This window comes from Pseudomonas songnenensis, from assembly GCF_003696315.1.
GTDB lineage: Bacteria > Pseudomonadota > Gammaproteobacteria > Pseudomonadales > Pseudomonadaceae > Stutzerimonas > Stutzerimonas songnenensis.
Map to the genome: position 1 here is coordinate 45,012 of NZ_RFFN01000002.1, position 23,322 is coordinate 68,333.

Annotated in this window: 21 protein-coding genes; 6 read left to right on the forward strand and 15 right to left on the reverse strand. The window is 65.8% G+C overall.

From position 1 onward, the window contains the following. The 6 genes from EA798_RS04555 to gcl all read right to left on the reverse strand — a co-directional run bounded on the left by EA798_RS04555 (position 1) and on the right by gcl (position 7,642). Positions 1 to 837 carry an urea transporter gene (locus tag EA798_RS04555; RefSeq protein WP_122098210.1) on the reverse strand — a complete coding sequence of 279 codons (837 nt, stop codon included), beginning with the start codon at positions 835 to 837 and terminating at the stop codon, positions 1 to 3. A 96-nt stretch (positions 838 to 933) separates the two neighbouring features. Then, the gene (gene pyk, locus EA798_RS04560) at positions 934 to 2,349 is read right to left on the reverse strand and encodes a pyruvate kinase (protein WP_122098211.1); all 1,416 of its coding nucleotides are present in this window, start codon (positions 2,347 to 2,349) and stop codon (positions 934 to 936) included. A gap of 32 nt (positions 2,350 to 2,381) precedes the next feature. Next, positions 2,382 to 3,653, reverse strand: a complete 1,272-nt coding sequence (locus EA798_RS04565; RefSeq protein WP_122098212.1) for a glycerate kinase type-2 family protein — start codon at positions 3,651 to 3,653, stop codon at positions 2,382 to 2,384. 328 nt (positions 3,654 to 3,981) lie between these two features. Further along, complete coding sequence (locus EA798_RS04570; protein ID WP_106157874.1) at positions 3,982 to 4,872, reverse strand: 2-hydroxy-3-oxopropionate reductase; 891 nt, start codon at positions 4,870 to 4,872, stop codon at positions 3,982 to 3,984. 32 nt (positions 4,873 to 4,904) lie between these two features. Further along, positions 4,905 to 5,687 carry a hydroxypyruvate isomerase gene (gene hyi, locus EA798_RS04575; protein WP_122098213.1) on the reverse strand — a complete coding sequence of 261 codons (783 nt, stop codon included), beginning with the start codon at positions 5,685 to 5,687 and terminating at the stop codon, positions 4,905 to 4,907. 173 nt (positions 5,688 to 5,860) lie between these two features. Further along, complete coding sequence (gcl, locus tag EA798_RS04580) at positions 5,861 to 7,642, reverse strand: glyoxylate carboligase (protein WP_122098214.1); 1,782 nt, start codon at positions 7,640 to 7,642, stop codon at positions 5,861 to 5,863. Positions 7,643 to 7,756: 114 nt separating this feature from the next. On the opposite strand from gcl, the gene EA798_RS04585 reads away from it, so the two are divergent. Then, complete coding sequence (locus tag EA798_RS04585; RefSeq protein WP_122098215.1) at positions 7,757 to 8,665, forward strand: LysR family transcriptional regulator; 909 nt, start codon at positions 7,757 to 7,759, stop codon at positions 8,663 to 8,665. Positions 8,666 to 8,670: 5 nt separating this feature from the next. Here the strand turns inward: EA798_RS04585 and uraH are convergent, their stop codons facing one another. Both uraH and EA798_RS04595 read right to left on the reverse strand, forming a co-directional pair. Further along, on the reverse strand, positions 8,671 to 9,081 hold the full coding sequence (gene uraH / locus EA798_RS04590) for a hydroxyisourate hydrolase (protein WP_003285094.1): 411 nt from the start codon (positions 9,079 to 9,081) through the stop codon (positions 8,671 to 8,673). Between the two features lie 16 nt (positions 9,082 to 9,097). Continuing rightward, complete coding sequence (locus tag EA798_RS04595) at positions 9,098 to 9,601, reverse strand: GlcG/HbpS family heme-binding protein (RefSeq protein ID WP_106157877.1); 504 nt, start codon at positions 9,599 to 9,601, stop codon at positions 9,098 to 9,100. 199 nt (positions 9,602 to 9,800) lie between these two features. Between EA798_RS04595 and EA798_RS04600 the strand changes: the two genes are divergently transcribed. The 5 genes from EA798_RS04600 to EA798_RS04620 all read left to right on the forward strand — a co-directional run bounded on the left by EA798_RS04600 (position 9,801) and on the right by EA798_RS04620 (position 14,677). Beyond that, positions 9,801 to 10,475: a heavy metal response regulator transcription factor gene (locus tag EA798_RS04600; protein ID WP_106157878.1), complete on the forward strand. Its 675-nt coding sequence runs from the start codon at positions 9,801 to 9,803 to the stop codon at positions 10,473 to 10,475. Then, positions 10,472 to 11,830 carry a heavy metal sensor histidine kinase gene (locus EA798_RS04605; protein ID WP_122098216.1) on the forward strand — a complete coding sequence of 453 codons (1,359 nt, stop codon included), beginning with the start codon at positions 10,472 to 10,474 and terminating at the stop codon, positions 11,828 to 11,830. Before EA798_RS04600 ends, EA798_RS04605 begins: the two co-directional genes overlap by 4 nt. A 75-nt stretch (positions 11,831 to 11,905) precedes the next feature. After that, positions 11,906 to 12,700 (forward strand): exodeoxyribonuclease III, encoded by a 795-nt coding sequence (xth, locus tag EA798_RS04610; RefSeq protein WP_122098217.1) that lies wholly within the window; start codon positions 11,906 to 11,908, stop codon positions 12,698 to 12,700. Between the two features lie 149 nt (positions 12,701 to 12,849). Continuing rightward, positions 12,850 to 14,100: a sensor domain-containing phosphodiesterase gene (locus EA798_RS04615; RefSeq protein WP_106157881.1), complete on the forward strand. Its 1,251-nt coding sequence runs from the start codon at positions 12,850 to 12,852 to the stop codon at positions 14,098 to 14,100. 124 nt (positions 14,101 to 14,224) lie between these two features. Further along, positions 14,225 to 14,677, forward strand: a complete 453-nt coding sequence (locus EA798_RS04620; protein WP_003285087.1) for a PA2169 family four-helix-bundle protein — start codon at positions 14,225 to 14,227, stop codon at positions 14,675 to 14,677. A 110-nt stretch (positions 14,678 to 14,787) separates the two neighbouring features. On the opposite strand, the gene EA798_RS04625 is transcribed toward EA798_RS04620, so the two are convergent. The 7 genes from EA798_RS04625 to EA798_RS04655 form a co-directional block, all read right to left on the reverse strand. Then, on the reverse strand, positions 14,788 to 16,176 hold the full coding sequence (locus tag EA798_RS04625; protein WP_122098218.1) for an efflux transporter outer membrane subunit: 1,389 nt from the start codon (positions 16,174 to 16,176) through the stop codon (positions 14,788 to 14,790). Continuing rightward, positions 16,173 to 17,288 (reverse strand): HlyD family secretion protein, encoded by a 1,116-nt coding sequence (locus EA798_RS04630; protein ID WP_106157883.1) that lies wholly within the window; start codon positions 17,286 to 17,288, stop codon positions 16,173 to 16,175. The genes EA798_RS04625 and EA798_RS04630 overlap by 4 nt, the downstream gene beginning before the upstream one ends. Beyond that, the gene (locus EA798_RS04635; RefSeq protein WP_122098219.1) at positions 17,285 to 18,859 is read right to left on the reverse strand and encodes an MFS transporter; all 1,575 of its coding nucleotides are present in this window, start codon (positions 18,857 to 18,859) and stop codon (positions 17,285 to 17,287) included. Before EA798_RS04635 ends, EA798_RS04630 begins: the two co-directional genes overlap by 4 nt. A gap of 198 nt (positions 18,860 to 19,057) precedes the next feature. Then, positions 19,058 to 19,672 (reverse strand): TetR/AcrR family transcriptional regulator, encoded by a 615-nt coding sequence (locus tag EA798_RS04640; protein ID WP_122098220.1) that lies wholly within the window; start codon positions 19,670 to 19,672, stop codon positions 19,058 to 19,060. 122 nt (positions 19,673 to 19,794) lie between these two features. After that, positions 19,795 to 20,607: an outer membrane protein OmpK gene (locus EA798_RS04645; protein WP_122098221.1), complete on the reverse strand. Its 813-nt coding sequence runs from the start codon at positions 20,605 to 20,607 to the stop codon at positions 19,795 to 19,797. A gap of 201 nt (positions 20,608 to 20,808) precedes the next feature. After that, positions 20,809 to 21,636, reverse strand: coding sequence for an outer membrane protein OmpK (locus EA798_RS04650; RefSeq protein WP_106157888.1), 828 nt, complete (start codon positions 21,634 to 21,636; stop codon positions 20,809 to 20,811). Positions 21,637 to 21,720: 84 nt separating this feature from the next. Then, a complete protein-coding gene (locus EA798_RS04655; protein WP_208643708.1) occupies positions 21,721 to 23,232 on the reverse strand; it encodes a uracil-xanthine permease family protein in 1,512 nt (503 codons plus the stop codon). Between the last annotated feature and the right edge of the window lie 90 nt (positions 23,233 to 23,322).

Below are 23,322 nucleotides of genomic sequence, written 5' to 3' on the forward strand. Positions count from 1 at the left end.
CTAGCCATTGCTGCGGCGTGGCAGTCGAAGCAGCAGGCCCAGCCAGGTAGCTAGCAGAAAGGGCAGGGTGAGGGTTGGCAGGCCAAGGCTATGAAGGACCAGCCAGAACCCGATGGCGGCGAGCATGCCCAGTACCGGCAGGCTCCAGCCTCCACGCCGTTGGGCCAGCGCCAAGGCTGCAAGTGCCGGGTTGAAGCCGGCCAGCCCAGCGGACCAGTCGGCTCCGATTCCGCCGCCGATCACCATCCCCAGAGCCGAGCCAGCCAGCAGCCAGAGCGCATCGCGCCAGTTCGCCACGGCGACGGCCAGCACCAGGCCGGCCGCCGCCAGCCGATCAGCGACGAATATCACCTGCGCGACTCCCAACAACCAGGCGAGCAGCGTACTCGGGGCTGGCGGTGCGTCGATGGTCGGGGCCGCTGGGGCTGCGGCCAGCAACGTGACGAACCCGATCAGGACGAAGGGAAGGGTGAAGCCCGGGAGTCCACCGTGATGACGAAGCCGGCCGAGCAGCCATGCCTGGATTGGGCAACTGGCCAGCGAGGCGGTGGCGATCATGGCCAGGCTCACCGTCGACAGGCCGAAAAGATGGACCAGCAGCGCGCCGAGCAACACGGCGTTATAACCGTACAGACCGTCTTCACGGTCGTCCGCGGAGTAGCCTAGCCAGATCGCGCCGCTGTGGGCCATCACGACGCCGAAAATGGAACCGGCCAGCAACGCCGGATCGGCCAGCGCCAGCGCCAGCATGATCAGGGCGCCACAGCCGGCATGGCGCTGCAGAAACACCTGAGCGAAGGCATGGAACAGCGGGTGAAGCGCAACGGGAACACGCATCGGTGAAATCCGGGCGAACGCAAGGGCGCTGGCCCGCATGGGGCCAACGGCTGAAGGGGGATCGCTAGGCTTTGGCCGGGCAGGCGCCCGGCCGTGTCAGCTGAGGACTTCGATGCGCAGCGTGTTGGTGGTGCCGGGCTGGCCGAGGGGAACGCCAGCGGTGATCAGCACCGTGTCGCCGCTTTCCGCCATGCCCTGCGCACGCGCCAGTTCCAGGGCGTGACTGCTGACCTGTTCCATGTCGCGCATCGGTGCATCCACTACCGAGTACACGCCCCAGGCCACGGTGAGCTTGCGTGCGGTGGCGACGCTCGGCGTCAGGCTGAGAATCGGCGTGGCCGGGCGTTCACGCGAGGCGCGCAGGCTGGAACGGCCGGACTCGGTGTAGTTGACCAGCACGGCGATCGGCAGGATGCCGCTGATGCGGCGGATTGCGCAGCTGATGGCATCCGGCAGGGTGGCCTCGGCGTTGGGCCGGTGCACGTCGAGCTGGGCCTGGAAGTCCGGGCCGCTTTCCACCTGGCGGATGATCTTGCTCATCATGCTCACCGCTTCCAGCGGGTAGTCGCCGGAGGCGGTTTCCGCCGACAGCATCACCGCGTCCGCACCCTCGGCCACGGCGTTGGCCACGTCGGTGACCTCGGCACGGGTCGGGGCCGGGGCGAAGCGCATGGATTCGAGCATCTGTGTCGCCACCACCACCGGACGCCCGAGCTGGCGGCAGATCCGCACGATGTCCTTCTGGATGCGCGGCACGTTTTCGGCCGGCACTTCCACGCCCAGATCGCCGCGCGCCACCATGATCGCGTCGGACAGGCGGGCGATCTCGCGCAGGTGCTGCACCGCCGACGGCTTCTCGATCTTGGCCATGAGAAAGGCCCGATCACCGATCAGCTTGCGTGCCTCATGGATGTCCTGCGGGCGCTGGACGAACGACAGTGCGACCCAGTCGAAGCCCAGCTGCAGGCCGAAGGTCAGGTCGCGGCGGTCCTTCTCGGTCAGCGGGCTCAGCTCCAGCACCGCCTCAGGCACATTCACGCCCTTGCGGTCGGACAGCTCGCCGCCGGCCACCACGCGGGTCTCGATAGCCTCGGCATGACGCTCGGTGACCGTCAGGCGCAGGCGGCCATCGTCGATCAGCAGTTGCATGCCCGGTTCCAGCGCGGCGATGATCTCCGGGTGCGGCAGGTTCACGCGCCGGCTGTCGCCCGGTGTCGGGTCCAGGTCCAGACGAAAGGCCTGGTCACGCTCCAGGCGCACCTTGCCCTCGGCGAAACGGCCAACCCTGAGCTTGGGCCCCTGCAGGTCCATGAGGATGCCGATCGGCTGGTTCAGTTCACGTTCCACCTCGCGAATCCAGGCGAAGCGCTCGGCATGGTCGGCGTGCTCGCCATGGCTGAAGTTCAGGCGGAACAGGTTGACTCCGGCGGCGACCAGCGCCCGTACATCGTCGATGCTGCGGGTGGTGGGGCCGAGGGTGGCAAGTATCTTGACCTTCTTATCGGGTTTCATGGCGGGCTCGCTGGCAGGTGAACGTCCTCGGTCTAGGCCGAGGGCGGCAGAATCAGGATGGCGCGGAAGTCGTTGACGTTGGTGCGCGTCGGGCCGGTGACGATCAGGCTGTCCAGCGCGGCGAAGTAGCCATAGCCGTCGTTGTTGGCCAGCGAGTCGGCGGCGCGCAGGCCCTGTGCTTCGGCGCGGGCAAAGCTGTCCGGGGTCATCAGTGCGCCGGCGTTGTCTTCCGAGCCGTCGATGCCGTCGGTGTCGCCGGCCAGGGCGTAAACGCCGGGCAGGCCTTGCAGTGCCTCGGTCAGGGCGAGCAGGAATTCGGCATTGCGCCCGCCGCGGCCGTTGCCGCGCACGGTGACGGTGGTCTCGCCGCCGGAGAGGATCACGCAGGGCGCGGCGATCGGCTGGCCGTGCAGCACCACCTGGCGGGCGATGCCGGCATGCACCTTGGCCACCTCGCGTGCTTCGCCTTCCAGATCACCGAGGATCAGCGGGGTGATACCGGCGCCACGGGCTACCTCGGCTGCGGCATCGAGCGACTGCTGCGGCGTGGCGATCAGCCGGAAATGGCTGCGCGAGAGCATCGGGTCGCCCGGCTTGAGGGTTTCCGAGCGTGGGTCTTCGAGCCACGCACGCACGTTGGCCGGCACCTCGATGTGATAGCGCTCGAGGATCGCCAGCGCCTCGGCCGACGTGGTCGGATCGGCGACGGTCGGCCCGGAGGCGATCACCGTGGCTTCGTCGCCGGGCACGTCGGAGATCGCGTAGGTGTACACGCTGGCCGGCCAGCAGGCCCTGGCCAGGCGCCCGCCCTTGATCGCCGAAAGGTGCTTGCGCACGCAGTTCATCTCGCCGATGTGCGCGCCGGAGCGCAGCAGCGCCTTGTTGATCGCCTGCTTGTCCGCCAGCGAGATGCCCTCGGCCGGCAATGCCAGCAACGACGAGCCGCCGCCGGAGAGCAGGAAGATCACCCGATCGCTTTCCTCGAGGTTGCTGACCAGCTCCAGCACTCGGCGGGCGACGCGCTCGCCGGCATCGTCCGGTACCGGGTGTGCGGCCTCCACCACTTCGATGCGCCGGCAGTCGGCATGGTGCTCGTAGCGGGTCACCACCAGCCCGGACAGCTCGCCTTCCCAGACCTTCTCGATGGCTTCGGCCATGGCCGCGGCCGCCTTGCCGGCGCCGATGACGATGGCCCGGCGGCTGCGGTCTTCGGGCAGATGGTCGGCGAGCACATGGCGCGGGTGGGCGGCCTCGATGGCGCTGTCGAACAACTGGCGCAGCAGGGCTTGCGGGTCGAGGGTCATCTGAAGCTCCTTGTATGAGGTCTGCAACCGATTCCAGACCTTAGGGCTCGCCAATGCAAGCGCTAAGGTCTGCAATTGAAATCGACCCGCCCGGCAGTCGGGCCGTGACTCCTTGTGCCGGGCGAATCGAAAAGGTGCCGTCTGGTGACGGCGGTCGGGCTGAGATGCGCAGGTCATGCTGGTCGTGGGGAGACGCGATGATTCCGACCTGACGCACCTCTGGCCCGGCCCTTTGAGCGGCGCTGCGCGGGCGTTGCGATGACCCACCACCCGGTCTGTCTGTCCCTGAAGGTGGGGTCGCTGGCCCATTGCAGCGTGCTCGAAGGCTTTACTCCTTGCGGATCGAGAAGTTGGCCATGTGCTCCAGGCCCTTGATCAGCGCCGAATGGTCCCAGCCGCTGCCGCCGATTGCCGCGCAGGTGCTGAACACCTGCTGGGCATTGGCGGTGTTGGGCAGGTTCAGGCCCAGCTCGCGGGCACCGGCCAGGGCGAGGTTGAGGTCCTTCTGGTGCAGGCTGATGCGGAAGCCCGGGTCGAAGGTGCCCTTGATCATGCGCTCGCCGTGCACCTCGAGAATCTTCGAGCCGGCGAAACCGCCCATCAGCGCCTCGCGCACCTTGGCCGGGTCGGCACCGTTGCGTGCGGCGAACAGCAGGGCTTCGGCCACCGCCTGAATGTTCAGCGCAACGATGATCTGGTTGGCCACCTTGGCGGTCTGGCCATCGCCGTTGCCACCGACCAGGGTGATGTTCTTGCCCATCGCCTGGAACAGCGGCAGGGCACGGGCGAAGCTTTCTTCGCTGCCGCCGACCATGATCGACAGGGTGGCCGCCTTGGCGCCGACTTCACCGCCGGATACCGGGGCGTCGAGGTACTGGGCGCCGGTGGCGTTGATCTTCTCGGCAAACGCCTTGGTAGCGCTGGGCGAGATCGAGCTCATGTCGATCACCAGCTTGTTCGGCCCGACGCCTTCGGCAATGCCGTTCTCGCGCAACAGCACGTCCTCGACATGGGGGGTGTCCGGCACCATCACGATGATGAACTCGGCTTCCTGGGCGACTTCCTTCGGGTTGGCCAGGGCGACTGCGCCGGCCTCGAGCAGAGCTGCCGGAGCGGCGTCGTGATGCGTGGACAGAAAGATATCGTGGCCTGCTTTCTGCAGGTTCTGAGCCATGGGCAGGCCCATGATGCCGGTGCCGATAAATCCGATCTTAGCCATGAGTAATCTCCTTCAATTCGATTCAGTTCGGGTCAGATGGCGTTGTGGCTTTTCAGCCAGCCAAGGCCGGCTTCGGTGGTAGTGGCCGGCTTGTACTCGCAGCCGACCCAGCCCTGGTAGCCGATGCGATCCAGATGCTCGAACAGGAAGCGATAGTTGATCTCGCCGGTGCCCGGCTCGTTGCGTCCGGGGTTGTCCGCCAGCTGGATATGGTTGATCGCCGCCAGGTTGTTCTCGATGGTGCGCGCCAGGTCTCCCTCCATGATCTGCATGTGGTAGATGTCGTACTGCAGGAACAGGTTGGCGTGACCGACCTTGCCGCGGATCTCCTGCGCCTGGGAGGTGTTGTTGAGGAAGAAGCGCGGAATGTCGCGGGTGTTGATCATCTCCATCACCAGGCGGATGCCGGCCTCCTCGAGCTTCTGCGCGGCGTAGCGCAGGTTTTCGATAAAGGTGATTTCCAGCTGGCCGAGATCGGCGCCACGCGGGGCGATGCCGGCCAGGCAGTTGACCTGGGTGTTGCCCAGCACCTTGGCGTAGGCGATGGCCTTGTCCACGCCGGCGCGGAATTCCTCGACCCGCTCCGGCAGGATGGCGATGCCGCGCTCGCCATCGGCCCAGTCACCGGCCGGCAGGTTGAACAGCACCTGGGTCAGCCTGTTGGCATCCAGCTGAGCCTTGATCTGCTCGGCAGGAAAGTCATAGGGGAACAGGTACTCGACACCGGTAAAGCCGGCCTGGGCGGCAGCGGCGAAGCGGTCCATGAAGTCCTGCTCGGTGAACAGCATCGACAGGTTGGCGGCAAAGCGGGGCATGGTTTTCTCCTGATCTGTAGGGATCACATTCGGGTTCGCATTGCGGTGGTGTGGTGGCCACCCTGGGTGTTGCGTGTGCGGTGGATATGCTTCGCGATAGCCACCCTACGGTCCGAAGTGTTCGTAGGATGGAAGACCGCGAAGCGTCTTCCGCGCGTCTGGTTACGGTTGACTCAATCCAGCAATCCAACCGCGGTCGGTGCGTCTTCGCGGCCTGCGGCCAGCGCCTCGAACTCGTTGATCGCGTCGATCTCGGTGCCCATGGCGATGTTGGTCACCCGCTCGAGGATCACCTCGATCACCACCGGCACCTGGTGCTCGGCCATCCAGACCTGGGCCTGCTCGATGGCCGGGCGCAGGTCTTCCTGCTTGAACACGCGGATTGCCTTGCAGCCCAGGCCCTCGACCACCGCGACGTGATCGACGCCGTAGCCTTCCATGCCGCTCTGATCGGCATTGATGTTCTCGAAGCCGAGCTGCACGCAGTAATCCATCTCGAAGCCGCGCTGCGCCTGGCGGATCAGTCCGAGGTAGGCGTTGTTCACCAGAATGTGGATGTAAGGCAGCTTGAACTGCGCACCCACCGCCAGCTCCTCGATCATGAACTGGAAGTCGTAGTCGCCCGAGAGCGCCACCACCTTGCGGGTCGGGTCCGCGGCGACCACACCGAGCGCCGCCGGAATGGTCCAGCCGAGCGGGCCGGCCTGGCCGCAGTTGATCCAGTGGCGCGGCTTGTAGACATGCAGGAACTGCGCGGCGGCGATCTGCGACAGGCCGATGGTGCTGACGTAGCAGGCGTCCTTGCCGAAGGCGTTGTTCATGCACTGGTACACGCGCTGCGGCTTCATCGGCACGCTGTCGAAGTGCGTCTTGCGCAGCATCGTGCGCTTGCGCTCATGGCAGTCGGCCGCCCAGCTGCTGCGATCCGGCAACTGGCCGGCGGCCTTGCGCTCCTTGGCGACTTCGACGAACAGCCTCAGTGCAGCGCCGGCGTCGGAAGTGATGCCGAAGTCCGGCGAGAACACCCGGCCGATCTGGGTCGGTTCGATATCCACGTGCACGAACTTGCGGTCCTTGGTGTAGACCTCGACCGAGCCGGTGTGACGGTTGGCCCAGCGGTTGCCGATGCCGAGCACGAAGTCCGAGGCCAGCATGTTGGCGTTGCCGTAGCGGTGGCTGGTCTGCAGGCCGCACATGCCGGCCATCAACGGGTGATCGTCGGGAATCGAGCCCCAGCCCATCAGCGTCGGGATCACCGGCACGCCGACGGTTTCGGCGAATTCCACCAGCAGCGCTTCGGCACCGGCGTTGTAGATACCACCACCGGCAACGATCAGCGGACGCTCGGCGGCGCAGAGCATGTCGATGGCCTTCTCGATCTGCTTGCGGGTCGCCGCCGGCTTGTACACGGCGAGCGGCTCGTAGGTGTCGACGTCGAACTCGATCTCGGCCATCTGTACGTCGAACGGCAGGTCGATCAGCACCGGGCCGGGACGACCCGAGCGCATCACGTGGAAGGCCTGCTGGAACACGCGCGGAACCAGCGCCGGTTCGCGTACGGTGACGGCCCACTTGGTCACCGGCTTGGCGATGGATTCGATATCCACGGCCTGGAAATCTTCCTTGTACAGGCGGGCACGCGGCGCCTGGCCGGTGATGCAGAGGATCGGGATCGAGTCGGCCCAGGCGGAGTAGAGCCCGGTGATCATGTCAGTACCGGCCGGGCCCGAGGTGCCGATGCACACGCCGATATTGCCGGCCTTGGTGCGGGTATAACCCTCGGCCATGTGCGAAGCGCCTTCAACGTGGCGAGCAAGGATGTGACGGATGCCGCCATCGGCCCGCAGGGCGGAATACAGCGGATTGATCGCGGCTCCGGGGATGCCGAAGGCGGTGTCGATGCCTTCCTTGCGCAATACCGCGACGGCGGCGTCGATTGCTCTCATGCGGGCCATGGATCGTTCCTCCTGGGTAACTCGATAGTTTTTATACGTGGCTCAAGCATGGCGCCCTGGATTCTCCGGCGGAATTGGCCGAGACTTCAGTTCTGTCGATATCAGGAGTATCGAATGGATCGCTACACGACTTTGCGCAGCTTCGTACTGGTGGCCGACTGCGGCAGCTTCGCCGCCGCTGCGCACAAGGAAAACGTCACCCCGGTGGTGATGGGCCGGCGGCTGGACGCGCTGGAGCGACACCTGGGCGTCAAGCTGATGCACCGCTCGACGCGCGGGCTGTCGCTGACCGATCTGGGTGAGCAGTATCTGGAGCGCGCGCGCGGGCTTTTGAAGGACTTCGATGAGGTGGATGCCAGCATCAGCCACGACCGCACCTCGGTACGCGGCCATCTGGTGGTGTCGGCGCCGGCGGCATTCGGGCGGCGGCATATCGGCCCGCACGCACCGGCGTTCCAGGCGCGCTACCCGGACCTGCAACTGTCGTTCAACTTCACCGACAGTGTGGTCGACCTGGTGCGTCACGGTTACGACATGGGCATTCGCATCGGCGAGGTGACCGACCCCAACTATGTGGCGGTGCGGCTGTTTCCGAACAGGCGGGTGGTCTGTGGCTCGCCGGAGTACTTCGCCCGCCATGGCACGCCAACGGCATTGGAAGAGCTGACCGCGCACAACTGCCTGGCCTTCAACCTGCAGGGCGGTCAGCAGCGCGGCTGGACCTTCCTGCGCGACGGCAGGCAGGTGGCGATCCGCGTGGCCGGCAATCTGGACTGCAATGACGGTGAGCTGCTGTTCGACTGGGTCAAGCAGGGCCTGGGCATCGGCTGGCGCTCGACCTGGGAGATCCAGGCCGAGCTCAAGCGCGGCGAGCTGGTCACGGTACTCGACGAGTACGCATTGCCGGCCTACGACATCCAGGCCGTCTACCCGCAGCAGCGCTACCTGCCGGCCAAGGTGCGTTTCTTCATCGACTACCTGAAGGACATCTACAACGCACCGGGCTACTGGGAAGTGCGCTGAGCGGCTCAGTTGCCGCGGTAGGTGGAGAAGCCGTAGGGGCTCAGCAGCAGCGGGATGTGGTAGTGCTCGACGCTGCCATCGGCTTCGAAGATCACCGGAACTTCGGGGAAAAAGGTACTGGCCTTCTGCGTGGCGAACCAGTCTCCGGTCATGAAGGTGACGCGGTAGGTGCCTTTCTCCAGCGCTTTGCCTTCCGGGTAGAGCGCCGTGATCCGACCCTGCGCGTTGGTCTCGCCGCTGTTGAGTGATTTCCAGGTGTCACCCTGACGTTGTTCCAGGGTGACGCGTACGTCCGGTGACGGCAGGCCGTTTTCCAGGTTCAGCACGTGCACGCTGAGCGGGTTGCCGGCCGCCAGGGTCAGGCCGGAGAGGCCGCTGAGCATCAAGCCGGCGGCGATTGAACGTAGTGCTTTCATGGTGTTTTCCTTTTCTTCAGTGGGAGGAGGGCAGCAGTTTTTCGATGGCGGCCACGGCGCAGGCCTCGTCGTTCTTGGCACCGCCAGCACCGGCCACGCCGATGGCACCGATCACCTCGTCGCCGACCTTCAGCGGCACGCCACCGCCGAGCAGCAGCAGTTCGTCCAGGGTGTTGAGGTTGGCGGCATCCGGCGTGCTGGCGGCGCGTTCGGCGAACAGGCGGGTCGGCGTCTTGCTCGACAGCGCGGTGTAGGCCTTGCGCTGCGCGGCCAGGGTGTTGTGCGGGCCGACGTTGTCGTCGCGGCGCAGGGCGACCAGGTTGCCGCCGCGATCGACCACGGCGACTACCGCGGTGCGGTTCTGTGCGTGGCAGGCATCCAGGGTCTGCTGGATCAGCCCGTCGGCCAGCGCCAGCGAGACGTTCTGCTGGGTAATCGGCGCTGGTGTGGCGGCGTTGGCGCTCAGGGCCGGGGTAAGCACTGCCAGGGTCAGCAGTGACAGTGTGGCGGCGATACGCATATTGGTTTTCCTTGGGTGACTTGGCTTCGGAGCGCATGGTGCCGATGCCTGCCCGTCAGAACCGTTGCCTGCGCATTACGCTTTTGTAATGGCTGGTAGTCGCCGGCTCCCATAACCTAGCAGGCCGTTGAAGAACTACCTGCGTTGCCTCGCTGACGTTCTTCAACGACCTGCGACGCACATTTGGCAAGGTGACCCGATGCGAATTCTGGTGGTGGAGGACGAGGCCAAGACGGCCGACTACCTCAAGCGTGGGTTGGAGGAGTCCGGCTACCGGGTGGAGGTCGCGCGCAACGGCGTCGACGGCAAGCACCTGATCGAGGAGGAAGCGTTCGATCTGGTGATCCTCGACGTCATGCTGCCGGGGCTCGATGGCTGGCAGCTGGTGCAGGTGGTGCGCAAACGTTCGGCGCATACGCCGGTGCTGTTCCTCACCGCTCGCGATGCGGTGGAGGACCGTGTGCGTGGGCTGGAGCTGGGCGCTGACGACTATCTGGTCAAGCCGTTCTCCTACGCGGAGCTGCTGGCGCGGGTACGCACCCTGCTGCGCCGTGGGCCGCCGCGCGAGGTCGAAAGCTTCCACGTCGCCGACCTGGAGCTGGACCTGCTGCGCCGCCGCGTCACCCGTCAGGGCGAGCGCATCAACCTCACCAACAAGGAGTTCGCCTTGCTGCATCTGCTGCTCAGCCGTCAGGGCGAGGTGCTGTCCCGTGCGCAGATCGCTTCGCAGGTCTGGCAGATGAACTTCGACAGCGATACCAATGTGGTCGACGTGGCGATCCGCCGCCTGCGCGCCAAGGTCGACGATCCGTACCCGCTCAAGCTCATCCACACCGTGCGCGGCATGGGCTACGTGCTGGACGTCTCGGCATGAGCCTGCTGCCACGCTCGCTCAGCCTGCGCCTGGCGCTGGCCTTCGCCCTCGTCGCGGTGGTGCTGCTCGGCGCCATCGGCCTCTACCTGTACCGCTCGCTGGAACGCGAGATCGTCTGGCGCGACGACCAGGCGCTGCTCGGCCGGCTGGAGCGCATGCAGGCCCTGCTGGAGGACAGTGCCAGCATCGACGCGCTGCGCCAGCGGCCGCAGCTGTACGAGAACATGCTGGGCAACCGCGACAGCCTGCTCTGGCTGCTCGATGCGCAGGGGCGTGCGCTGATCGAGATCAACCCGACCCGTCTGGCGATTCCGCCACTGCCGGCCGCCGATCCGGTGGCGCTGCAGGATATCGGCGAGGCGCGTCTGGCCTGGCGACAGCTGCCCGGCGAGGCGGGGCTGACACTGGTGGCCGGGCGCCTGCTGAGCGAGCGCGAACAGATGCTGGGTGCCTATCGCGCCAAGCTGTGGTGGGCGCTGAGCGTCGGCGCGCTGCTGGCGTCCGTGCTCGGCTGGTTGATCAGCCGGCGCGCGCTGCGCCCGGTGCGCCGGCTGACGTGTCAGGCCCTGGCGATCGACGTGCAGCACCTGCACCTGCGCCTCGACGACTCGACCGTGCCGAGCGAGCTGGAACCGCTGCGTGCGGCACTGAACCAGATGCTGGCCCGGCTGGAGCAGGGGTTCGCGCGTCTGTCGCGCTTCAGCGAGGACCTGGCCCACGAGATGCGCACGCCACTGGGCAACCTCATGGGCCAGACCCAGCAGCTGTTGCACCGTGCCCGCTCGGTGGATGATTACCAGGCGCTGCTGGTCTCCAATCAGGAGGAGTACGAGCGCCTGGCGCGGATGATCGACAACATGCTGTTTCTCGCCCGCGCCGAACAGCCGGCGGCGGCCATCGAGCGGCAGCGCTTTGCACTGCCGGCATTGGTCGAGCAACTGTGCGACTACTTCGAGGGCGTCGCCGAGGAGCGCGGCATCCAGCTGCTCGACGAGACCGAGGGCGAGCTGTGCGGCGACCCCGAACTGATCCGCCGGGCGCTGGCCAATCTCCTCGCCAACGCGTTGCGCTACGGCGCGGCCGACAGCCCGGTGCGCATCATCAGCGCTACCGGGGACGGCTGGCGGCGCGTCAGCGTGATCAACCAGGGCCCGCCCATCGCCCCGGAGCATCTGCCACGCCTGTTCGACCGCTTCTACCGCTGCGACCCTTCCCGCGCCGAGCCGGGCGACTCCGGCGGGCTGGGGCTGGCCATCGTACGTTCGATCGCGCAGCTGCATGGCGGCGAGGTGGAGGTGCACAGCGACGCCAGCGCGACCCGCTTCACCCTGTGCTTGCCGGCAGATCCCGACTGACGGCGCCCAAGGATAAATGCCGGCCGGTACGGTCACAGCTAAGGTGAATATCACCAGCCGAGCAGAGAGGCGCTTGTGGATCGTCTGAAAATCGCCACCTTCAACATCAACGGCATCCGGGCGCGCCTGCCCAACCTGCTCGAATGGCTCGAGCGCGAGCAGCCCGACGTGGTCTGCCTGCAGGAACTCAAGGCGCAGGATGCCGACTTCCCCATCGACGACATCCGCGGCGCTGGTTATGGCGCCATCTGGCATGGGCAGAAATCCTGGAACGGCGTGGCGATCCTCGCCCGTGACAGCGAGCCGCTGGAGATCCGCCGCGGCCTGCCCGGCGACCCGGATGACAGCCACAGCCGCTACCTGGAAGCGGCCGTGCAGGGCGTGATCGTCGCATGCCTCTACCTACCCAACGGCAACCCGCAGCCCGGGCCGAAGTTCGACTACAAGCTGGCCTGGTTCGAGCGGCTGATCGAGCATGCCGCGGGGCTGTTGGCCAGCGGCCATCCGGTGGTGCTGGCCGGCGACTACAACGTGGTGCCCACCGACGAGGACATCTACAACCCGCGCTCCTGGAAGAAGGACGCGCTATTGCAGCCGGAAAGCCGCGAGTGCTTCGAGCGCCTGCTGGCGCAGGGCTGGACCGACGCGCTTCGCGCCAAGTATCCAGACGAGCGCGTCTACACCTTCTGGGATTACTTTCGACAGCACTGGCAGAAGAATTCCGGGCTGCGCATCGACCATCTGCTGCTCAGCCCGGACCTCGCGCCGCGCCTGCAGGAGGCCGGTGTCGATCGTTGGGTGCGTGGCCAGGAGCACGCCAGTGACCATGCGCCGACGTGGGTCAGCCTGGCCGTGGCGACGAAGCCGTAGCCAGTCGGAGCGGCCCTCGCAGCCGACGGACTGGCCACTGGTCGGCTCGCGCGACGCAGCACTGGCCATTCCCAACGGTTTCGAATGTTCTATGTAACAGCGGCCCGGGTAAAAGGAGTCCGCCCGCCTGCTTGCCAAAGGAGAATTGGATGCTCGGACATTTGCAATCAGCCACGGCCATTTCCCGCGACGACCCTGTCGCGATACTGGCGAGACTTGAAGCCGGCAGCATGCCGATTGGGTCGATGCTCTGCGAGGCGCTGCATGCGGTACGCAGCCATCTGGGCATGGAGGTGGCGTTCATCGCCGAGTTCAGCGAAGGCGCCCGCATCTTCCGTCACGTCGACGGGCGAAGTGAACATGTCACCCTTTGCGTGGGGGATTCCAACCCGCTGGAAGACAGCTACTGCCAGCGAGTGGTCGATGGGCGTCTTCCCGAACTGATACACGACGCCGCACAGCTTGCCGAGGCGTTGCTGCTGCCGGTGACCACCGAGCTGCCGGTCGGTGCGCATCTGAGCGTGCCTATCCGCTTCAGCGATGGTGCGTTGTACGGCACCTTCTGCTGTTTCAGCACCCGCCCCGACGGCAGCCTGAACGACCGTGATCTCAATACCCTGCGTCTGTTCGCGGCGTTTGCCGGTCGGCTGCTGGAAACCCAGGCGAAGAGCCAGCAGGCACGGCAGACCCGGCATAACAGGGTCGCGGCCGCGCTCGCCGAGCGTGCGTACGGCGTGGTTTATCAACCGATCGTGCACCTGGTGGAGAACCGCATCGTCGGCCATGAGGCGCTTGCACGCTTTACCGACGAGCCGCTGCGCAGCCCGGACAAGTGGTTTGCCGAGGCCGGGCAGGTCGGGTTGCAGCAGGAGCTTGAGATCGCTCTGATCGAGGCTGCGCTGCAGGGCTTCGATCTGCTGCCTGCTGAAAGCTACCTGTCGTTGAATGTTTCACCGGATACGATCCTCTCCGGAGTGATGGGCGAGGTGTTGCGCGGCTGGCCGCTGGATCGGTTGATGCTGGAAGTGACCGAGCATGCGTTGGTGGAGGATTACGAAAGACTCGCCGACGTGTTGGGGCCGCTGCGCAGCAAGGGGCTGCGGCTGGCCGTCGACGACGCCGGCGCCGGTTACGCGAGCTTCCGCCATATCCTCAAACTCAAGCCCGACGTGATCAAGCTCGACAGCAGCCTGATCCGCAATGTCGACAGCGACACCGGCTGTCGTGCCCTGGCGGCTGCACTGATCCGGTTCGCCGAGGAAACCGCCTGCAAGGTCGTCGCTGAAGGGGTCGAAACCGAAGCCGAGCTGGCCATGCTGCGCCGGTTGCAGGTGAACAAAGCACAAGGCTATTTGCTGGGTCGGCCGGCGCCGCTGGGACGGCGCGCAGCAGTTGGCTGAGTCCTGCACCGCTGGGTGCCTTCCAGCGGTTTCGCTGAACCTTTCTGGTGCGAGGGCAGTCGACTCCATAACGCGAGCCGCAGCGATGCGGCTCCTTCCGAGTCGACTTGGCAGGAGGTACCCGATGGATACGAAAGACACGATTTCAGTGCTCAACGACCTGATAGAAACCAGCAAGGACGGCGAAAAAGGCTTTCTCGAATGCGCTGAGGACCTGCGTGATCCGCAGCTCAAGAGCACCATGAATCAACGTTCGCGCGATTGCGCCACGGCCGCTGCCGAGCTGCAGCAGCTGGTCCGCTCGATGGGCGGTGATCCGGAAACCAGCACCAGCATGGCGGCCGATATGCACCGCCGTTGGGTCGACCTCAAGTCGATGATCACCGGCAAGGACGATGAGGCTATCCTCAACGAGTGTGAGCGTGGTGAAGATGTTGCGGTGAAGAGCTACCGCAAGGCATTGGAAAAAGATCTGCCGGCCGAAGTGCGGATCGTGGTTGAACGTCAATACCAGGGCGTACAGCGCAACCATGATCAGGTCAAGGCATTGCGTGACGCGGCCCGCGCACGCAGCTGACTGTCAGCGCATCCGCTTGTAGCGGCATGAAAAACGCCAGCGTCTGCTGGCGTTTTTTTTGCTTTTATACAGGCCACACCGTTCTGCCAGCCGTCCGTTGCACAAGGCGATCAGGACCCGTCAGCTGCATGTTCTGGCGCCTGCCAGCCCCCGCCGAGCGCGCGATAGAGCTGAATCAGGCGATTGATTCGCGCCTCCCGCAGTTGCACTTCCGTCAGCTGGGTATCGAACAGATTGCGCTGGGCATCGAGCGCTTCGAGATAGGACGAATAGCCACCGTGATAGCGGTCCTCGGCGATCTCCAGTGAGCGTGTCAGTACCGTGCGGCGTGCTTCGATGCGGTCGCTCTGGCTGGCCAGGCGATCCAGGCCGGAGAGGGCATTCTCCACTTCACTGAAGGCGGTGAGCACTGCCGCGCGATAGGCATAGGCCGCGTGATTGCGCTCGGCCGTGGCCACCGCGACGCCGGCTTCGCGGCGGCCACCGTCGAACAGCGGGGCGAGCACGCTGGCGCCCAGGTTCCAGACCTTTACCGGGTCGTAATCCAGCGCGTTGACATAGAGGCGCCCGAGGCTCGCGGAAAGTTGCACTTGCGGCAGGAAGCGGTCACGTTCGCTGTCGAGGAACAGGTCACTGGCCGCCAGCTGCTGTTCGGCCTGGTACAGATCGGGGCGTTGGCGCAGCAGGGCCGCGGGGAGGGCGCCGGGCACCGCGGGTGGATGCAGCGCATCCAGCGTACCGCGCGCCACCGGGCCGGGTGAGTCGCCGGCGAGCCGGCGCAGTGCATGCTCCTGCTCGACGATGGCCTGTTCCAGTTGCGGTACCAGCTGCGCCGCGGCTTCGAACTCGGCGCGGGCCTGGGTCAGCTCCAGCTCCGAGGTGTAGCCCATCCGCGCCCGATCCTCGGCCAGGTGCAGCGCCGCCTGCCGCGACTCCACGGTTTCCTGGGTCAGCGCGAGCTGGCGATCCAGCGACAACAAGGACACATAGCCCTGCGCCACAGTGGCGGCGACCGCCAGGCGCAGACTTTGCTGTTCGGCCGCCGAAGCCTGGTACTGCAATTCGGCAACCTGGCGCAGACGGGCGAGGCGTCCCCACAGGTCCGCTTCATAGCTGAGCTGGAGGCCAGGCTGCGCGGCAGTGGTGGTGGTCAGGCCGGCTGCGCCGAAATCCTGGCTGCGCTGGGCCCCGAGCACGGCATCCAAACTCGGCAAGAGGGCCGCGCGAGACAGTCGGATCTGCTCGCGGGCGGCGTCCAGGCGCTCGGCCTCGGTCAGCAGGTCGGTGTTGCGCGCCAACGACCGCTCGACCAGCGCCGCCAGCGCGGGGTCGCCGAAACCCTGCCACCATCGCTCGATGGGGGCTGTGCCATCGGCAGGGCTGCGCCACTGAGCAGGTATCTCCTCGAGCCGAGCCTGCTGGGGTATCGGTTCACGGTGCGGTACGCAAGCGCAGAGCAAACCGAGCGTCAGCGCGGTAAACAGGCCATACAGCTTCATTGCGCAGCGGTGTCCACGTGGGTGATGACCGACAGGCCGGGCCGCAAGCGCTCGAGCAGTGGCTGATCGGGATCGATGGCGATGCGCACCGGGAGGCGCTGTACGACCTTGGTGAAGTTGCCGGTGGCATTGTCCGGGCGCAGGACGCTGAACTCGGAACCGGTTGCCGGCGCCAGGCGCTCGACGCGCCCGGTAAGACGCGCACCGTCCAGCGCGTCGACCTCGAAGGTGACCGGCTGCCCGGCGCGCATGTTGGCCGTCTGGGTTTCCTTGTAATTGGCGATCACCCAGAGCCTGGGCGGAACCAGGAAGAGCAGCTGCGACCCGGCTGAAACGTACTGGCCCAGGCGCACCCCCACTTCACTGACACGGCCGGCGGTGGGGGCGACGATTTCGGTGTTGGCCAGGTCGATCTCGGCCTGGTGCAGGGTGGCCTCGGCAATCTGTACCCGTGCGTCCAGGCCGCCACGGGAGACATCGCTGGCCTTGAGCGTCTGCTCGGCGATCTCGATGGCAGCACGCGCTTTCTGTACGTTTGCCTTGGCTGCGAGGGCGCTGGCGCGGGCCTGATCGCGCTCGCGAATGGAGACGGAGCCGCGCTCGGCCAACTCATCGACACGGCGCTCATCGGTCCGCGCACGAACCAGTTCGGCTTCGGCGGCGAACAGGTCGGCGCGGCGGACGGCCAGGGTGGCGCGGTCGGCGGCCAGTTGCTGGTCGAGGTTTTCCAGCTCGAAGCGTGCGGCGTCCCGTTCGGCCCGACGCTGGGCGACCCGTTGCTGGTACTGCCTGTCATCGATGCGCACCAGCACCTGGCCCTGGCGGACCTGCTCGAAGTCCTGCACGCGCACCTCGGTGACGTAGCCGGCGACCTGCGGCGCAAGCACCGTGAGCTGGCCGCGCACATAGGCGTTCTCGGTCGTCACCTGGCTGCCGGTGAACGGCCAGAGCTGCCAGGCGTAAAGAATCGCCAGCACCCCGACCAGAGCGACCAACGACATCAGCAGCACCGAGCGGCGGCTCGGCTGGATGGTCTTGGGTGGCTCGGGTGGGGTGCCGCCAGCGTCCGTGGTCGGTGTGGTCTGGTCGTCGGGTGTGCGCGCATCGCTCATGGGGCGGAAGCCTTCTTCTGTCGCGCCAGGCGCAGGGTATGGAACAGTGACCAGCCGAGCACGGCGATGGCGAGCAGGCCGATCAGGCGGAACACGTCATTGAAGGCCAGCACGTTGGCTTCACGCGTGACGGTCTGCGACAGGCGAGCACCGCCGAGCGCCTGGCGCAGCTGCGGGTCGAGCTGGGTCGCGGCCAGCGCCTGGCTCTGCTGGGCGAGACGGGCGGCGATGCGTGGATCGTCCGGCACCACCTGCTCGGTCAGGTGCGCCGAGTGGTGCTGCTCGCGGACGATCTGGTAGGTGCCGAACACGGCCGGGCCGGCCAGCCCGCCCAGGCTCTGGGTCATGGAAAACAGCACGATGAAGCTCACCAAATAATTCGGCCCGTTGGCCAGCGCCTTGCCGATGCCGGTGATCAGCAGCGGACCGAGGAACATGCCGCTGGCGAAGGACAGCAGGCCCTGGCTGAGGAACAGGTCGTGCGGGCGGGTCTGGCTGGTTGCGTCCACGTCGAGAAAGCTCGCCACGCCGATCAGCACGATCGAGAGCAGGATCTGCGCTGAAGCCGTCCTCGGACTGAAGGTCATCGCGCTGGCGGCGATCCCCGTCACCAGTCCCAGCAGGATCACCGCATACAACGGGCGCAGCTGATCCGGCCCCATGCCGAGCGTCTGCAGCAGGCCGACCGCGCCATAGCTCTGTTCGGACAGCAGAAAACGCAGCGCCAGCGCACCGAAGGCGAAGCGCAGCATCTCGGCAGTGCCCAGCCAGCGCGTCTGCAGCAGCGGATTGCGCCGGTGATGTTCGATCATGAAGGTCAGGCAGCTGAGCAGCAGGGCCGCGATCAGTGCGTAGCCCAGCCACGGCGCTTCGGTCCACCACTGCACGCGGCCCTGGGCGAATACTGCGGCAACCAGCGCCAGGGCGGGCGCGAAAAGGGCAAAGGTAAGGAAATCCAGCGGCTCGAAGACCTTGATGCGCTCGCCCACCGGGAGCTTGAGCACCACCACAGCAGCCAGCGAGCACAGGGCCAGGCCGCTTTCGAACACATACAGGCGGTGCCACTGGCCGATATCCACCAGTGGTGGCGATAACAGCCAGGCCAGCGGCGTGGCGACCTGGGTCATGCCGAAGGCGACGATCACGCCTCGTGGCAGGTCCACCTTGCGGAAGGCCTGCAGCATGTAGAACAGCCCGAGTGAGGTGGTGGTGGCGGCAGCGAAGCCGCTGGCGGCGCGCACGAACATCGCCATGCCCAGACCCTCGACGAACACGTGGGCGATGGTCAGCAAGGCATACACGGCCAGGCCGATCTCGGCGAAGACGCGCAGGCCGTATTGCTGGCGCACCTTGATCAGCAGCAGATTGGTCGAGACATTCACCATGAAGTAGGCGGCGGGCAGCCAGGCACCCTGTTCGGGCGTCAGGCCCAGGTCGCCCTGGATCGCCGGCAGGTTGGCGATGAACAGGGCATTGCCGAGCCCGCCGGTCAGCCCCACCAGTACCGCCACCGCGGCATAGGCCAGACGCCGCGGCGGACTGTGCAGCAGGATCGCCGGCGAGCCGGGCATCGACGGGCGTTCGTGGGGTTCCCAGCGAGGAACCGGCGCGAGGTATTCGGGCATTGTGAGCGTGCAGGTCCGGGGCGCCACGGCGGCGCGATCACCATAGGACAAGCGTCACGGCGAATTTCGCCCGTCCAATTTGCCCGGCGGGTCGGCAATGCGGACGTTGAGTCGCTGCGTCAGATGGCACGTCGCCGTAAGGCGTCAGCTCGGTTCGGCGATCTCGCAGCCCTTGAGCACCAGGCGGATGATGGTGTCGGCGGCCGCGTCGTAGTCGGCGTCGTCGAGCCGGGCCTTGCCGGTGACGGTGCTGATCTGCCAGTCGAAATCGGCATAGGTCTGGGTCGCCGCCCAGATGCTGAACAGCAGGTGATTGGCGTCCACCTTCGCCATCAGGCCATCGTCGATCCAGCCCTGAATGCAGGCGATGTTATGCGCGGCCTGGGCGTTGAGCTGGGCGGTGCGCTCCGGTGAAAGGTGCGGGGCGCCATGCATGATCTCGCTGGCGAACACCTTGGACGCATAGGCGTGATCGCGGGAAATGCGGATCTTGGTGCGGATGTAGGCGCGCAGCACCTCGGCCGGATGCCCGGGCTGATTGAACGGTGCCGAGGCTTCGAGCAGCGGTTCGACGATGCTCTCCAGCACCTCGCGATAGAGGTTTTCCTTGGACTTGAAGTAGTAATAGACGTTGGGCTTCGGCAGCCCGGCGCGGGCGGCGATGTCGCTGGTCTTGGTGGCGGCGAAGCCCTTTTCCGCGAATTCCTCGCTGGCGGCTTTGAGAATCAGCTCTTTGTTGCGCTCACGGATACTGGACATGGGGGCCTTTCGCTGGCTGCCGGCGGCACGGACAAGCGCCCGCATGCTAGCACCCCTGTCGCAAGCCCCTCAACCGGACGGCGGGGGAAGCGAAGGGGCACGTTGCCCCTTCGCAACAGCGCTTAGAAATGCGCCTTGACGATGGCGCTGAAGGTGTTCTGGTCGGTCTTGCCAACAACTTGCCTGCTGAACTCGCCGCCGTCCTCGATACCGTACTTGTTGGTCCAGTAGTCGTATTCGATACCGACGTAGAGCTGCTTCTCGCCCCAGTTCAACGCCTTGCCCAGGTCGTACTTGATCTGCGGGTTGAAGTGGAAGTTGGCGTGGTATTCCTCGCCGCGGGAGTTGCGGTCGTTGTCCACCACCCAGTCGATGAAACCGTCGATGAGGATGTCGGAGTTGCCCACCGGCAGGGTGTAGCCCCACACCGGGGTGATCTGCCAGACGCCGTCCCCTACGCGGTCACCGTCGGTGTTGCGGTGGTAGAAGTTCACGGAGAAGTAGTCGAAGCCGGGGACGTTGAGGTCGAAGCCCGGGCCGATCATGTAGGTTTCCACATCGCCTTCACCGAACTCGTAGGTCATCGCGACCAGTACGTCGGTAATCGGGCCGAAGCTCAGGTCACGCTGGAAGATCTTGCCGAACGACAGGCGTGGCGAGAATTCGCCGTAGAAGGTGCTGTCGTCCCGGCCGTTGTCGTTACCCTTGCCGTTATAGTGGATCGAGTCGACGAAGAAGAAGGTGTCGCCGTACTTCCAGCCGTTGGCGTGCTCGAAGGTGACGGTCTGCTGGATCGGCGAATCGATCTTGTAGTCCTTGCCGTACAGGTAGGTCAGGCTGTTGCTTTGCCAGTGCAGAAGACCTTCTGCCATTACCGGAGCGGTGAGCAGGCTGCCGGCAAGTGCGACGGCGAGTGGGGCGGTCTTGATGTGCATATGGTTCGTCCCTTGCGGTGCGTTTAGTTGATGGCTACTGGTCATATTGTCTGCGAACCACGACCGTGCGAGAAGCGCGTCAAATCAAGGGATTGCCGCTTTCAGAAGATTTATCAGGACATGGTGTCGCAGTCGACGTCGTGGCTGTCTGCAGCATGAACGGGACACCCCCACCGGGCGGCGCCCCGTTCTGTGCGGCCGTCAGAAGTGTGCCTTGACGATGGCATTCACCACGTTGTTGTCGGTGTTGAAGTTGCGGCTGTCCTCAATCGCGTACTTGTTGGCCCAATAGTCGTATTCGATGCCGATATAGAGCCGGCCAGCCTCATGGTCCAAGGCCTTGCCGAGGTCGTACTTCACCTGCGGATTGAAGTGGAAATTCTTCGCCAGGTAGTTGCCGCGCGCCTTGGAGCCGGCGTCGTTCACCACCCAGTCGATATAGCCATCGAACAGGATGTCGGACTTGCCCACCGGGATGGTCATGGCCCAGGTCGGGGTGATCTGCCACTGGCCACTCGGCTTGCCGGTGGCGCCGTCGGGCTTGCGGTAGTAGGTGTTGATGGCGAAACGGTCGAAGCCGGGCACCCTGAGGTCGACGGCCGGGCCGAGCAGGTAGTTCTGGTTCGGCGTGCCGTTGGCCAGGCTTTCGCCACGCTCATAGGTGGCCGAGATCAGCACGTCCTTCACCGGCCCGAACGACAGGTCCGTGCCGGTGAGTTTCCCGAGCGACAGCCGCGGGCTGAACTCGCCGTAGTAAGTTCGGCCGTCCTTGCCCGAGTGGCCGTTGAACCACTTGTGGTCGACGAACAGGAACACGTCGCCCCAGCTCCAGCCGCTGGCGTGTTCGAAGGTGATGGTCTGCTGGATTGAGGCCTCGCGGCCGTCCTCACCCGAGTCGACGGCGAAGTTCTTGCCGTACAGATAGGTCAGGCTGTTGTTCTGCCAGAGCATCAGGTCGGCAGCCAGGGCAGGGGTCGTCAGCAGGGCGCCGGTGAGCGCCAGGCAGCAAGGGGCAGTCTTCAGTCGCATGGGGGATTCCCTTGTGTTTTTGTTATAGGCAGGGCCGCACGACCGGCACTGCTCCGGTCGCACGGCTTGTAGCGAAGGGGGTGATCAGCCTTTGAAGTCGGCGCCTGCCGGTTGCGGCAAGGCGTCACGGCGGTGCCGATCATCCTGCTCCCGGTAATCGGGGATGTTCACCGACAGGGTATTGGTGCCCACGGCGTCCTCGATCAGCTCCTCCGGGTCGAACACGTCGCGCTCGGATGCTTCGCGCGGCAGGAACAGGTTGAGAAGGATGGCGCTGAAGGCACCGATGGTGATCGGCGAACCGAAGATGTTCTTCAGCACGTCGGGCATCGCGCTCAGCACTTCCGGCACGCTGGCCACGCCCAGGCCCATGCCGAGGGAGATCGAGACGATCAGCATGTTGCGCCGGTGCAGGCCGGCTTCGGCGAGGATCTTGATGCCGGCGATGGCCACGGTGCCGAACATGATCAGGGTGGCGCCGCCGAGCACCGGCTTGGGCATCGCCTGCAGCACGCCGCCGACTGCCGGGAACAGGCCCAGCAGCACCAGCAACCCGGCGATATAGAAGCCCACGTGGCGGCTGGCCACGCCGGTCAGCTGGATCACACCGTTGTTCTGGCTGAAGGTAGTCATCGGCAGGCTGTTGAACACCGCCGCAGTGGCCGAGGCGCAGCCGTCGGCGAGAATGCCGGACTTGATGCGGCGCATGTACAGCGGGCCGCGTACCGGCTGGCGCGAGATCATCGAGTTGGCGGTGAGGTCGCCGGCTGTTTCCAGCGGCGTGATGAGGAAGATCACGGCGATCGGAATGAAGGCCATCCAGTCGAAGGCGAAGCCGAAGCGGAACGGCTGCGGCACGCTGACCAAGGGCAGGTCGCCCAGGCCGGACAGATCGACCTTGCCCATCGCCAGTGCCACGGCGTAGCCGATGCTGAGTGCGGCGATCACCGCGGACAGCCGCAGCACCGGCCAGGGGAAGCGGTTGAGCACCACGATGATGCCGATCACCAGACCCGCCAGGGCGAGGTTGGACAGTGCGCCCAGATCAGGTGCGCCGTAGCCGCCGGCGATGTCGGTCATCGCCACCTTGATCAGCGACAGCCCCATCAGGCAGATGATCGTTCCGGTGACGACAGGGGTGATCACCCGGCGCAGCTTGTTGATGCACTGGCTGAAGGCGATTTCGACAAAGGCCGCGCAGAAACTCACGCCGAACAGCGTGGCGAGAATCTCTTCAGGCGTGCCGCCGCGTGCCTTGACGATGAAGCCGGCACTGAGGATGGCGCTGAGAAAGCCGAAGCTGGTGCCCTGCAGGCAGAGCAGTCCGGAGCCGATCGGGCCGATGCGCTTGGCCTGGACGAAGGTGCCGAGGCCGGAGACGAACAGCGCCATGCTGACCAGATAGGGCACGTAGGCACCCAGGCCCAGGGCGCTGCCGACGATCAGGGTGGGGGTGATGACGCCGACGAAACTCGCCAGTACGTGCTGCAGCGCCGCGAAGAGTGCCGGAAGGGGAGCCGGGCGATCGTCCAGCCCGTAGATCAGATCCTGCTGAGGTGCAGCAGCGGTGCCGCTGCTCGAATCGGTTGCGGTCATGGTCAAGCCTGCCATTTGTTGTTGTACGGTCATGGGCTTTCGAGGGTCACGGCTCCTCTACCCGCTGCACCGGCTGTAGGGTCGGTGATC